This is a genomic window from Myroides profundi, assembly GCF_000833025.1.
GTDB classification, from domain to species: domain Bacteria; phylum Bacteroidota; class Bacteroidia; order Flavobacteriales; family Flavobacteriaceae; genus Flavobacterium; species Flavobacterium profundi_A.
Map to the genome: position 1 here is coordinate 446011 of NZ_CP010817.1, position 14040 is coordinate 460050.

The 14040-nt window shown below is 35.4% G+C and carries 12 protein-coding genes; 9 read left to right on the plus strand and 3 right to left on the minus strand.

What is annotated here, in order from left to right; all coding sequences use genetic code 11:
* Positions 1-33: 33 nt before the first annotated feature.
* Positions 34-1305 (minus strand): acetyl-CoA hydrolase/transferase family protein, encoded by a 1272-nt coding sequence (locus MPR_RS02070; protein WP_006262726.1) that lies wholly within the window; start codon positions 1303-1305, stop codon positions 34-36.
* 142 nt (positions 1306-1447) lie between these two features.
* Between MPR_RS02070 and map the strand changes: the two genes are divergently transcribed.
* Both map and MPR_RS02080 read left to right on the plus strand, forming a co-directional pair.
* Entirely contained in the window at positions 1448-2266 is an 819-nt protein-coding gene (gene map, locus MPR_RS02075; protein WP_006257485.1) for a type I methionyl aminopeptidase, read from the plus strand.
* A 16-nt stretch (positions 2267-2282) separates the two neighbouring features.
* The gene (locus MPR_RS02080; RefSeq protein WP_041888734.1) at positions 2283-3047 is read left to right on the plus strand and encodes a class I SAM-dependent methyltransferase; all 765 of its coding nucleotides are present in this window, start codon (positions 2283-2285) and stop codon (positions 3045-3047) included.
* Positions 3048-3054: 7 nt separating this feature from the next.
* Here the strand turns inward: MPR_RS02080 and MPR_RS02085 are convergent, their stop codons facing one another.
* Complete coding sequence (locus MPR_RS02085) at positions 3055-4161, minus strand: hypothetical protein (RefSeq protein WP_041888736.1); 1107 nt, start codon at positions 4159-4161, stop codon at positions 3055-3057.
* 248 nt (positions 4162-4409) lie between these two features.
* Between MPR_RS02085 and hxpB the strand changes: the two genes are divergently transcribed.
* From hxpB to MPR_RS02115, 6 genes are all read left to right on the plus strand, one after another.
* Complete coding sequence (hxpB, locus tag MPR_RS02090) at positions 4410-5090, plus strand: hexitol phosphatase HxpB (protein ID WP_025125734.1); 681 nt, start codon at positions 4410-4412, stop codon at positions 5088-5090.
* Positions 5091-5105: 15 nt separating this feature from the next.
* Positions 5106-6356 carry a type IX secretion system plug protein gene (locus MPR_RS02095; RefSeq protein WP_041888738.1) on the plus strand — a complete coding sequence of 417 codons (1251 nt, stop codon included), beginning with the start codon at positions 5106-5108 and terminating at the stop codon, positions 6354-6356.
* 52 nt (positions 6357-6408) lie between these two features.
* The gene (gene apaG, locus MPR_RS02100; protein WP_006262728.1) at positions 6409-6804 is read left to right on the plus strand and encodes a Co2+/Mg2+ efflux protein ApaG; all 396 of its coding nucleotides are present in this window, start codon (positions 6409-6411) and stop codon (positions 6802-6804) included.
* 774 nt (positions 6805-7578) lie between these two features.
* Entirely contained in the window at positions 7579-9204 is a 1626-nt protein-coding gene (gene pruA, locus MPR_RS02105) for an L-glutamate gamma-semialdehyde dehydrogenase (protein ID WP_006257480.1), read from the plus strand.
* Positions 9205-9571: 367 nt separating this feature from the next.
* The gene (tmaT, locus tag MPR_RS02110; RefSeq protein ID WP_041888740.1) at positions 9572-11161 is read left to right on the plus strand and encodes a trimethylamine transporter TmaT; all 1590 of its coding nucleotides are present in this window, start codon (positions 9572-9574) and stop codon (positions 11159-11161) included.
* Between the two features lie 2 nt (positions 11162-11163).
* On the plus strand, positions 11164-12036 hold the full coding sequence (locus tag MPR_RS02115) for a universal stress protein (RefSeq protein WP_041888742.1): 873 nt from the start codon (positions 11164-11166) through the stop codon (positions 12034-12036).
* Between the two features lie 36 nt (positions 12037-12072).
* Here the strand turns inward: MPR_RS02115 and rsmG are convergent, their stop codons facing one another.
* On the minus strand, positions 12073-12702 hold the full coding sequence (gene rsmG, locus MPR_RS02120; protein ID WP_041888744.1) for a 16S rRNA (guanine(527)-N(7))-methyltransferase RsmG: 630 nt from the start codon (positions 12700-12702) through the stop codon (positions 12073-12075).
* Between the two features lie 114 nt (positions 12703-12816).
* On the opposite strand from rsmG, the gene MPR_RS02125 reads away from it, so the two are divergent.
* The gene (locus tag MPR_RS02125) at positions 12817-14007 is read left to right on the plus strand and encodes a pyridoxal phosphate-dependent aminotransferase (protein WP_041888746.1); all 1191 of its coding nucleotides are present in this window, start codon (positions 12817-12819) and stop codon (positions 14005-14007) included.
* The last annotated feature ends 33 nt before the right edge of the window (positions 14008-14040 follow it).

Below are 14040 nucleotides of genomic sequence, written 5' to 3' on the forward strand. Positions count from 1 at the left end.
AGGTTAAGAATAGCGTACATCTATAAATGTCAGTTATTTGTTTCTAGTATTGTCAAAGTATTCTCTTAAAATATCTTCTCTGAAATCTGGGTGAGCAATATTCGCTAGAGCGTGTACTCTATCTATAATAGACTTACCTCTTAGGTCAGCTACTCCATATTCTGTCACGATGTATTGAGCATGTGCACGAGATGTTACCACTCCTGCTCCTTGTTTAAGGAATGGAACTATCTTGTTTCCTCCTTTTTTAGTAGTAGCAGAAAGTGCTATGATAGCTTTTCCTCCTTTACTTAGCGTAGCACCTCTCATAAAGTCAACTTGTCCACCTACACCTGAGTAGATATTCGCTCCGATAGAATCTGCACATATTTGTCCTGTAACATCTATTTCTACAGCAGAGTTAATCGCTATCATCTTAGGATTCTGACGAATCACAAATGGATCGTTCGTATATGAACATTCTCTAAGTTCAAAGAATGGATTGTTATCTACATAGTTATATAGCCTCTCTGTTCCGATAAAGAATGTAGAGATAGCTTTGCCATTAGAAGTAGTTTGTTGAGAACAGTTTAAGGCTCCTGCTTCAATTAAATCAACAACACCATCTGCAAACATTTCTGTGTGTAATCCTAGGTTCTTATGCCCTTTCAGTTTTTGAAGAACGGCATCAGGTATAGAACCAATCCCCATCTGTAAGGTACTACCATCTTCTATCATAGAAGCGATGTATTGTCCTATTTTATCTTCTACCTCACTAAAGTCAGAACTGTATTCTGTCAGAAGTGGTGTATCATGCTGTACTAATGTATTAATCTTAGAGATGTGTACAAGCGCATCTCCAAAAGTGCGAGGCATGAATTTATTGACCTGTGCTATAACTATCTTGGCTGTTCGAATAGCCGCTTGTGCCGCAACGACAGAAGTTCCTAATGTACAAAAGCCGTTCTCATCAGGTGGAGAAACTTGTATTAAGGCTACGTCTAAAGGAACAAGACCACTGTCAAACAGCATCGGTAGCTCACTTAGGAATACGGGAGTATAAGTACCATTACCTTCTCGTATAGTGTGTCTAACGTTACCACCAGTAAAGAAAGAATTCACAAAGAAACTTTCTCTATATTTTGGATCAGCATAAGGGGCTTTGCCTAAAGTATGGATATGACAGAACTCTACATTTCTTAATTCGGACGATCTTTCTACAATAGCATCAATGATATGATTAGGCGTACAGGCTACTGCATGTACGTAAACTCTGTCACCCGACTTGATCAGCTTAGCTGCTTCTTGTGCTGTTGTGTAATTCATTTTGTGTGTAATTTTGTGTATTTAGACAAATGTTTCCTTAAAAGTAAAGCATTAGTCTTTATAAGGCAAGTAAAAAGTGTGGCTAATCATTTTTTTCATTAACTGTAATAGTGTAATTTTGTAGGATATAAAATTTTAAGGTATGATAATTCCAAAAACTCTTGAAGAAATCGAGTTGATGAGACAAAGCGCATTGCTTGTTTCTAAAACATTAGGTATGATAGCTACAGAGCTAAAACCAGGAGTAACGACTTTAGAGCTTGATGCAAAAGCTGAAGAATTTATTAGAGATCACGGAGCAGTACCAGGATTTAAAGGCCTTTATGGTTGTCCTTCTACCTTGTTGACAAGTGTGAATGATCAGATTGTACACGGATTACCTACAGATCGTCCTTTAGAAGAAGGAGATATCGTATCTGTGGACTGTGGAACAGTGATGAATGGTTTTTATGGAGATCACGCTTATACATTCGAGATAGGTGATGTAGATCCAGCTACTAAAAAGTTATTACAGATTACAAAAGAATCTTTATACGTAGGTATTAGAGAATTCAAATTAGGAAATAGAGTAGAAGATGTAGGTAGTGCTATCCAACGCTACTGTGAGAAAGAAGGGTATACGGTAGTACGTGAGCTAGTAGGTCATGGACTTGGACGTAAGATGCACGAATCTCCAGAAATGCCTAACTACGGTAAGCCTGGTAAAGGTAAGAAGTTCGTAGAAGGTATGGTGGTAGCTATCGAGCCTATGATTAACTTAGGTACTCGTAATATCAAACAACTGAATGACGGATGGACTATCGTGACTCGCGATGGAAAACCTTCTGCTCACTTCGAACATGATGTAGCATTAGTAAATGGTAAACCAGAATTGTTATCTACTTACCAATATATCTATCAAGCATTAGGTATCACTAGTAATGAAGAAGATGAGTTTAGAGCTAAACCATTAGTTCTGTAATTACTCATTTCTATTAATGAAGAAGTTATTCAAAACAATATTGAACATTGTGCCTCGACCGATATTAATTCGGTTGAGTTACGTTGTTCGACCTATGATGGCATGGTACCTAAAAGGAGATGTGTATACAGATCCTATTGATGGTAAAAGTTTCAAGACTTTCTTGCCTTATGGATATGCGAAGCAACGCAATAATGTCCTTTCTCCTAGTACACTTTCACTAGAGAGACACCGCCTATTATGGCTTTATCTTCAGCGTGAGACCGACTTCTTTAGTACTCCTAAAAAAGTATTGCACTTCGCACCTGAGCAGGCGTTCTATAAACGCTTTAAAAAACAACCTAATTTAGATTATACAACTACCGATCTAGAATCTCCTTTGGCAGATGTGAAGGCGGATATTTGTAACTTACCTTTTGAGGATAATAGTTTTGATATGATTTTGTGTAATCATGTCTTAGAGCATATTCCAGATGATACGAAAGCTATGCAGGAACTGTATCGCATTCTTAGACCTGGAGGTATGGGAATCTTCCAAATCCCACAAGATATGTCTAGAGAAACTACCTTTCAGGATGATACTATAACAGACCCTAAGGAGCGTACACTTATCTTTGGTCAATATGATCATGTACGTGTATACGGACGTGATTATTTTGATAAGTTAAGAGCGATCGGCTTCACTGTAGTAGAAGAAGACTTTATTCATAAACTTACTCCAGAGGAAGTAACTAAATACTGTCTAGCAGAGGGTGAGATTATCCCTGTTTGTTTTAAGTAAGTGTTATTTAGTAATACAGAATAAAACTTTTACCATCTGTTTTATACTTCAAGTCGTTGAATGGTTTGTCAAATTTTATTGAACCATAAAGCGCACCATCTATGTCAACTTTAGTAAAACTATAAGCGTCATCAATAACTAAATCAGCATAATATTTTGGAAGCTGACGAGTAGGTTTTTCTCTATTTATATTTGTGATTAAGTTAGTCGCAGATAAGTTAACTACATATTGTGTTGGGTACTTGATAAAGATGTATAATGTCTTGGCAAGGTTTATACTTAGGTGAAACAGATACATTCCTAATCCTGCGTATATACTGCTGATTATTACATTAGCGACAACAGTTATCCATTTGAATGTAGTATCTTGAAAGAAAGAATAGTAGGCCATAACTATTGTGAAAATTACTAATGCTGCTATCCTATTTTTGAAATCAAAGAATTTATTGTTATTCGCTAAGGTTACCATTAGTACTCTACCTGTCGTTATTGCAACTAAGGGGATGAGTATAACCAAGTAATAATAAAGACCTGTCAGAGCAACTAATCCACATGTAGCTAACCCTAGTATGACTGCTCCAGGTAATAAGGATGTTCCCATAACTAGTGTTAATATAGAAACGAATAACATGGTAGGTATCTGAAAATTGTTTTCATAAACATAATCAAAAGGATTAGTCCTTACCACCATTGTATTACCTGCATCGTCTGAGAAGGTAACGTATTTTCCGCATAGAATAGAGGTGTCAACACGTAGAAGGGCATCTTTATACTGTGTGTTGGTTAATTCACCTTTTATGTCAGATGTGGTATCATAAAATTCTATTTCTTTTATAGGATTAGGATAATTATTGTTCTTTAAAGTAACATAATACGTCATCCCCCAGAAGTTACCTTCTTCGAAGAACTTTACTTCTGTACCGTTTTCTTTAAATTGATTACCAGCAAAGCTTACCCAGTTTTTCTCTTCTTCATTAAGTCTATTATCAGGGTAGGGGTTAAGCGTATTAGGATGATATACTAAACCTGATTCGTAATATATATTTAAGGCAATTACGAAGAGTAAAGTGACTAATAATCCTTTCTGTATTTTTCCGAGATGTTGTAGTAACATAGACTTTATTTGTAACTATTATTTAATAGAATAGATAGTTTCCATACTAGTTAGTTTAGATATGTAGATTAAAGTTATTGAAAAGTATTGTTTTTTTCCATAATAGAACAATTATATTTTATAAGTACCTACTTTTTTATTGTTTATCACTATTGATTTTATGTAATATAAAAAGATAGTGTTTTTAGGTCTAATGTCTTTCCCTATCTATAACCTATTGTGTATCTTCGTACTTATTTAGAAAGATTATGAAGAATACATTGATTACTACTGTACTTTTTGATATGGATGGAGTTTTAATAGACTCTGAAGGCTTTTGGCAACAAGCAGAACAAGAGGTGTTTACTTCTATGGGGGCTACTTGGGATGAAGAGATTGCGATCCAAACACAAGGCAAAACGACTAGAGCAGTTACTGAACTGTGGTATAGCCTGTTTCCATGGGAAGGAAAGAGCATTGAGGAGGTGGAGCAAATGGTGATTGATAGAGTCGATGAGTTAATTAGTACAGAAGGAGAAATAAAAGAAGGTGTAATTCAGACATTGAATTTTCTAAAAGAGAGAAAAGTGAAGATTGGTCTGGCTACTAATTCTCCAGAATCTTTGATTAATACTGTTTTGAAGAGATTAGGGATTCGTGATTACTTCCAAACCATAGTTTCTGTAGATCACGTAGAACATGGTAAGCCTGCACCAGATGTGTATTTAAGAGCAGCTCATAATCTAGGGAGTGAGCCTAGAGAGTGTCTAGTAGTAGAAGATTCCTTCACGGGGGCTACAGCTGGTAAAAATGCAGGGATGACTGTAGTAGCCATACCTGATCATTTACAGTATGAACAAGAAAGATTTGATATTGCTGACTTTAAATTGAAAAGTATGGTTTTTTTAAACGAAAAAATTGTATCTTTTTTGCACGAAGTAACGGTTTAGTTTAAAATGGTCATTATGCGAAATAAGGTTTGGTCTATTATTCTTTTTTTTCTTTGGGTAGGGTGCGTATTGGCACAATCTCCACAGAACTATACTGCTGATTATATTAAGTCAGTAGGGTTTATGAGTAATAATAGAGCTGTAACACCGTTCTTTAAAATAGGGGATCAGTTTACGCTTGCTTTTGATGACTTATACGGAGATGATAGTAATTATTTCTATCGTGTTAAGGCTTATAACTATGACTGGACTCCATCGAAATTAAAACAGATCGAGTATATTGATGGATTAGATAGACAACGTATTATGACGTATGAAAACTCGTTTAATACTTTGCAGAATTATACGAACTATCAATTGACGCTTCCTGCTCAACGTTATAGAATATTGAAGAGTGGTAATTATGTATTGGAAATTTATAATGAAGACGACGAAGTAGTAATTAGAAGGAAGTTTGTCTTATATGAGAGTCTAGTTAATGTACCTATTCAGATTAAAAGAACTAGGAATCTAGATGTCATAGAGACGAAGCAGAATGTAGAGTTTAGTGTATTACTGGGTGATGCTGTATATCAAAATCCAATTCAGAATGTAAAGATAGCGATCTTTCAGAATGGGAGATGGGACTCTTATCTGACGAATATTAAGCCTCAGTACACGATGGGGAATGATCTTATCTATAAGTACGAGAATGAGACTCAATTCTGGGCAGGGAATCAGTTCCTAAACTTTGACAATAGCGATATCAGACAGGTGAATAATATGATCGGTTCTGTGACAACTGATAATGGTATTTATAACACGTATCTGTATACAAACGAGAGTCGAAAAAGTAAAGGATATACCTATTTTCCTGATATTAATGGAAGTTTCTATCCTAGGAATATCAATGGAAGAAACCCTAATATAGAAGCGGAGTATAGCTGGGTATATTTTAGTTATCGTCCAGAGGAGGATGTACAGAAAGGGATAGATTATTATGTGACAGGATTATTTAATGATTATGCCTTAGTACCTGCTAACAAAATGACGTATAACGAAGAGAAGGGATATTATGAACAAATCATTTTAGTGAAACAAGGTTTTACTAATTTTAGTTATACAGCAGTTCGAAATGGTGTTGTTGATCCAAGTATAGCACCAGATGGGAACTATGCAATGACAACTAATCGTTACCAAGTTCTAGTTTATTATCGTGGCAATAATGATTTACACGATAGAGTAATTGGGATAGGTGAGGCGAGTGCAGAGAACATAGTGTATTAGACACTGTGATAAAACGAAGAATTCAATGTGTTTTTTATAGTAAATTATTAAGATGGAAAAGATGATTTCACAAACGACGAAGGGAATAAAAATATCTGTAAATACTGAGTATGAAGGCAATTTTTTTAAATCAAAAAAGATATGCTATGCTTTTTCATATAAAATAACAATTGAAAATAATTCTACTGATTATATTCAGGTGAAAGGGCGACTATGGGAGATCTATGATGCTCTGAATAGTGTACAGATAGTAAAAGGGGAAGGTGTAGTAGGTGAACAACCTATTATAGAACCTGGTACCAAATATACATATAGTAGTGGATGCGTCTTAAACTCATCTATGGGAGCTATGCAGGGATTCTATGAGGTACTTAATCTAGCGAACCAAACTTATTTTAATGTAGAAATCCCAAACTTTAAGCTAGTAGCTCCTTTCGTATTGAATTAGAAATAATAAAGAACGCACTCTTATAGAGTGACTAGTATACTAAAAATAAAATGCTTTGACCACCTTTATGCAATTGCATAAAGGTGGTTTTTTTATAAGTCAATAGTGGTGCGTTAATAGCGAAAAATAGTGGATAGGCTAGAGGGGGTATTTAGTTGTTTTAATATATTACTCTATTCGTGTCTAACGGTATCGTTTTAACGCGATATCAATATGTATATATGGGTTAAAGCAAAAATAGCTGGTGAAATTTTTAAACTAATAAGGAAGTGTTGATTTTGATTACTATTTATGAATGAGATAATAACCTTCTCCTTGCACTTCTTAGGGGATTGCTAGGAGTTTTCTTGGGCTTTCCTTGCCCAGAAGGCCTTTTTCTCGAAGAAAGGTGCAAGAAACCCTCAAGCAATCCCCTAGCAAATCACTACAAAACTATCTGTGGTGGATTAATACAGGTTGAATTGAAATAGATTTGGTACTTGCTTTTTATTTTTTCTAAAGAATATTAATGGGGTGTGATTCATTTACATAAAAATATTTTGATTTACTTCTGGTGTGATTGTAAAAACTAATTAGTAATCGCACTTAGGTTTGTATTCAGTGTAAAGTATAACAGATAGTTAGAAGAATACAGTATGGTAAAAAGGCTATTGATAGTCAATGTTTTGAAATCGTTAAGGAGATGTTTTTACCGTTTTAGAGAAAAGTGGTTTCATTTTTTTTCGTTATATTTGTACTTATTCATTTAGAAACTACATAAATAATACGCGTAATATGTCAAAAGGATTCTATCAAGTTCCAACTGCGTTCAATGAGCCAGTTAAGTCTTATGCACCAGGAACAAAAGAAAGAGAATTGACTTTGAACTCGTTCAAAGAGCAATACAACACAACAGTTGATATTCCATTATACATTGGTGGAGAAGAAATCAGAACAGGAAATACAAAAGATTTATTCCCTCCATTTGATCACAAACATAAATTAGGTGTTTACCACGAAGCTGATAAGGCATTAGTAGAGAAAGCTATTGCTACTGCTTTAGAAGCTAGAAAAAAATGGGCTGCAATGCCATGGGAACACAGAGCATCTATCTTCTTAAAAGCTGCTGAATTATTAGCTGGTCCTTACCGTGCTAAGATCAATGCTGCTACAATGATCGCTCAAGCAAAAACATTACACCAAGCTGAGATCGACTCTGCATGTGAGTTTATTGACTTCTTACGTTTCAACGTAGAGTATATGACTCAAATCTATTCTGAGCAACCAGCTTCTGTAGATGGAGTATGGAACAGATTAGAGCACCGTCCATTAGAAGGATTTATCTATGCGATCACTCCTTTTAACTTTACAGCTATCTCTGGTAACTTACCTTCTGCTCCTGCTATGATGGGGAATGTAGTGGTATGGAAACCAGCTGCAACTCAAATCTACTCTGCAAGAGTAATCGTTGAGGTGTTTAAAGCTGCAGGTTTACCTGATGGTGTTATCAACGTAGTATATGGTAACTCTGGAATGATCACTGATACGTTATTAGCAAGTCCTGACTTCGCTGGTATCCACTTCACAGGATCTACAGGAGTATTTAACAGTATGTGGGCTCAAATCGGTCAAAACATCGATAAATACAAAACTTACCCACGTATCGTAGGTGAAACAGGTGGTAAGGATTTCGTTGTAGCTCATCCATCAGCTTGTCCTAAAGAGGTAGCAGTAGCTCTTACAAGAGGTGCTTTTGAATACCAAGGACAAAAATGTTCTGCAGCATCTAGAGCTTATGTTCCAGCTTCATTATGGAATCAAGTGAAAGAATATATGACTGCTGATTTAGCTACTATCAAAATGGGGTCTCCAGAAGATCCAAGTAACTATGTTTCGTCTGTGATTACAGAAGCTTCATTTGACAAATTAGCGAAAGCGATTGATCAAGCAAAAGCTGATGCAGATGCAGAAGTAATCTTAGGAGGTAAGTATGATAAATCTATTGGTTACTTTATTGAGCCAACAGTTATCTTGACTACTAATCCTAAGTATGCAACGATGGAAACTGAGTTATTCGGTCCTGTATTAACTATCTATGTATACGAAGATGCTAAATGGTCTGAAACATTAAAATTAGTAGATGAGACTTCTATCTATGCATTAACAGGGGCTATCTTCTCTGGATGTCGTTACGCTATCGTAGAGGCTACAGAAGCATTAGTAAACTGTGCTGGTAACTTCTATATCAATGACAAACCAACAGGTGCTGTAGTAGGACAACAACCATTCGGTGGTGCTAGAGCTTCTGGTACTAACGATAAAGCGGGTTCTATCCTTAACTTACTTCGTTGGGTATCACCAAGAACGATTAAAGAAACTTTCGTTCCTGCAACTGATTATAAATATCCTTTCTTAGGATAATCAAATTATAATAAAAAGGCGGTTGCAAAAGAGCTAACCGCCTTTTTTAATTTACACTAGAATACAATTCAGTGCTTTTTATTGGGAATGTATAACCGATGATGAATGACATGATAAGAGTTGTTCAGGATATACTACTAAGTAAGAATACACTATCTATTTTGCTTTTATCTTTTTTCGAATGCAGAAAAAAGTCCCTTTTTATTAGGATCGTTTTTAAGAGAACACTATTTACCAATAACACTTATAAAACGACTGAGTAAAAACTATTATCTTTTTGCTTTTATTATTTTTCGATTACTGAAAAATGATCCTTTTTTATCTTTAAAGTACTGGGTTATAATTATTAATTTAAATAGTATAACTCATGTTTAAAAAATTACTTGATAACAAAAACTTGGTGATTAATCCACCCGTTTTTATCACTTCAATATTATTAATAGTAGCTTTAATCTTAACCTGTGTCCTTTTTCCTGAAAAGGTAGGGGTGTGGTTTCCTGCTGCCCAATTAGCGGTAACTTCTAACTTTGGTTGGTTCTTTGTCGTGACAGTGAATGTTATTTTAATATTTGCTATCTACCTTGCTTTTAGTAAGTTCGGTAGAATACGGTTAGGAGGGGATGATGCAGAACCAGAGTTTACTAAGGCATCTTGGTTTGCCATGCTGTTTAGTACAGGTATGGGGATCGGTATTATGTTCTTTAGTATTGCCGAGCCAGTATCTCATTTCTTTAATACTCCTAGACCAGTAGATACAGACATAGAAGCCGCTGTACAAGCTATGCAATTTACGAGTTTGCACTGGGGATTACACGCTTGGGGTATTTATGCGATGGTTGGATTAGCTTTAGCCTTTTTTGGGTTTAATAGAAAGTTACCTATGACCTTTAGATCTCTTTTTTACCCTTTCTGGGGAGAGAGAATCCATGGTTGGTGGGGACACATAATCGATATATTATCTGCTTTAGCTACAGTGTTTGGATTATCTACATCTTTAGGATTAGGGGTAATACAGATTACAGCTGGTTTAGAATATTTATATGGTTGGGAGATAAGCCCTATGATGCAAGCTGGGATTATTCTGTTTGTGATTGGTATCGCTACTATTTCTGTTTTTTCAGGATTAGATAAAGGAGTTAAGATACTTAGTAATGCTAATATGTATATCGCAGCCAGTTTTATGTTGCTAATCTTTATTCTTGGGCCGACTCTATTTATCATGAAAGGGTATGTAGAGAATACAGGAGCGTATTTAGCTAATTTTATTGATATAAGTACATGGAATGATACTTACTTAGGTTCTGGGTGGCAGAATGTCTGGACTATATTCTATTGGGCTTGGTGGATTGCATGGTCACCTTTTGTAGGAAGTTTTATTGCTCGTATTTCTAAAGGGCGTACTGTGAAAGAGTTTGTATTAGGGGTGTTGATTGTACCAGGGTTGATTACCTTATTATGGATGAATGTATTCGGAGGTAGTGCATTGCACACTATTCTATCAGGTGATGTAACGATGATAGCGGCGGTTAAAGCTGACGTATCTACAGCATTATTTGTATTCTTAGAGAACTTCCCTTTTACTAAGTTTCTTTCTATTGTAGCGATTATTCTGATTTTCTCTTTCTTTATTACCTCTTCTGATTCAGGTTCATTAGTTGTAGATAATATTACCTCAGGTAGTAATGGAGAGTCTCCTGTGTGGCAGAGAGTCTTTTGGTCTTTTGCACAAGGGATTATTGCTATCGTATTATTATGGGGAGGAGGACTTGATGCCTTACAGACAGCAGTTATTATTACAGGACTGCCTTTTGCAGTGATATTACTGGTGATGTGTTATAGTTTACAAAAAGGATTAAAAGAAGAGTTAGCTAAATCGTCTAAGAAGGCTAAGTCAAAAGAAGAAAAGAGCTATAAAGAGATTATAGCAGAACTATTAGATGAACCACAAAGCAAATAAGGATGGATAAAAATAAAAAATTAAATATAATAGTTGGTTTAGATTTGTCTACAATGGATCAATATCTGTTGCAATATATGCAAGTGCTAGACCAGATTTTAGATATAAATAAAGTAACCTATGTGCACAACCTTAAAGTAGGTGAGTTACCTAAGGAATTACTTAAACCAGAGAGCATTGTTGTTATTAAGGAGAAAATAAAGAATAAGCTTACTCAGTATTTCACAGAAGCAGGAGTGAGTTATGATTTCGAAATCTTGGTATCAGTAGAGAGTTATACAGAGATTGCTTTTATGAATATAGCTAAGAAATCTTCTTATGATCTGATGGTACTAGGTAATAAACAGGAACTAGAAGGTACTGGTGCGCTGGCTGATAAGCTGGTACGTATATTCCCTTCAGCATTATTATTAGTACCAGATACGTTTAAAGTGCCTATAACCACTGTGATTGATGCGATAGACTTCTCTAGATATACTAGTGATATTATGATGTGGGCAGATCGTTTTAAGAATAATTCGAAGGGACAGAAGATAGAGCATTCTGCGGTACATATCTCTAAGTCTTATATGGGATTCTACCCTACGATGACGAATAGAGAATTAGAGAAAGTAACGAAGGATGATATCAAAGAAAAACAAGAGAAATGGAATAAGAAGTACGCTACTTATTCTGATATAGATATTGTTCCTGCTGGAGAACGCAACATATCAGCTTCCTTGATCGCTTATGCGCGTAGTAAAAAGGCGGATATGCTGATACTGGGAGTGAAGGGTACTACAGGATTTAAAGAGATATTCTTAGGTAGTGTGGCGAACCACTTGCTACACAGAAATACGAATACTTGCTTATTATTCGTTAAGCATAGTAAATAAAAGAAGAAGGGCCGTCTATAAGACAGCCCTTTCTTTTTATCCTTTATATTTTAAGGGTAAGTAAACCACTTTTTTCGTTTCAAAGAATTCATCTGAGAAGATATGAGTCAGGTCAAACTGAACAGCTTTAGGGAAATCCTTAAGCTCTTCTGTTAAGTCACCTCCTTTTAGGTATAATATACCATTGTCAAACTCATGCTTGTTTTCTTTTTTCGTTTTGTGTCTAATCCACTCTACGAAGTCAGGCATATTCGTAACAGCTCTACTTACGATGAAGTCAAACTTCTCGTCTATAGTTTCGGCACGTTTTTGTTCTGCTTTAACGTTCTTTAAGTCTAGCGCTTTTACTACTTCATTAACTACGCGTATCTTCTTCGCGATAATGTCGATTAGGTAAAAGTTAGTTTCTGGATATAATATAGCTAAAGGAATACCAGGGAAACCTCCACCAGTACCTACATCTAGTATATTAGCTCCAGGAAGGAACTCCATAACCTTAGCGATACCTAATGAATGTAATACATGCTTCGTATATAGCTCATGTATATCCTTACGTGAAATAACGTTAATTTTAGCATTCCAATCCGTATATACTTCTTCCAATTTCTCAAATTGAGCAATCTGTTCAGGAGTTAAATTAGGGAAATATTTTAAGATTTCTTCCATGTCGTAAATTTTGACAAAAGTAGGCTTTTTATCGTGAATAAATAAAAGATAACACAGATTAATAGAGATATAATAATTACCTTTGGGATTAAGTTTCATTAAAATCACAACAAGATGAGCAACCAATTTCTATCTAATAGAATAAACAATTTGACTACTTCACAGACATTAGCAATGGCTGCGAAAGCAAGAGAGTTAAAAGAACAAGGCGTAGACGTAATTAGTTTGAGTCTAGGTGAGCCAGATTTTAATGCTCCTGAGTTTATCAAAGAAGCTGCTATTCAGGCTGTAAAAGATAACTATAGTAAATATCCACCTGTAGAAGGATATAAAGAACTAAGAGAGGCAATAAGCAAAAAGTTTAAGAGAGATAATAATTTAAATTATTCACCGAGTCAGATCGTTGTATCTACTGGTGCTAAACAATCGTTATATAATGTAGCTCATGTCATGATCAACCCTGGTGATGAGGTAGTAATTCCTGCTCCATACTGGGTGAGTTATGCAGAGATTGTTAAGATGGCTGAGGGTACTCCTGTAGAAGTGCCTACTAGTATAGAAAGTGATTTTAAAATTACTCCTGAACAATTAGAGGCCGCTATCACTCCTAAGACGAAGATGATATGGTTCTGTTCACCATGTAATCCTAGTGGTTCTGTATATAGCAAAGAGGAATTCGAAGCTATAGCTAAAGTATTAGAGAAATATCCAAATATCTTTATCTTATCAGATGAGATATATGAACATATTAACTTTACAGGTAATTACTGCAGTATCGGAACTATTGGTAATTTAATTGATCGTACGATTACTGTAAATGGTATTGCTAAGGCATTTGCGATGACAGGATATCGTATCGGATATATCGGTGCTCCTGAGTTTATCGCTAAGGCATGTACTAAGATGCAAGGACAAGTAACTTCTGGTGCTAATAGTATTGCACAACGTGCTACTATTACTGCTGTAGAGGCTGATCCTAGTGTATTAAAAGATATGGTTGCGGCATTTAAGAATAGAAGAGATCTAGTAGTAGGGTTATTAAAAGAGATTCCTGGAGTTAAGATTAATGTACCTGAAGGAGCGTTCTATGTATTCCCAGACATATCTTCTTTCTTTGGAAAGACACTTCAAGGTGTAAAGATTAATAATGCGGATGATCTATCTATGTATCTGTTAGAGAAAGCACACGTAGCTACTGTAACAGGGGTAGCATTTGGGAATCCAGATTGTATACGTATGTCGTATGCGACTAGTGAAGATCAGTTGATCGAAGCATTCAAAAGAATTAAAGAAGCATTAGCGTAAGTTATAATAGTTAAAAAAGCCTTAGAAATAAGG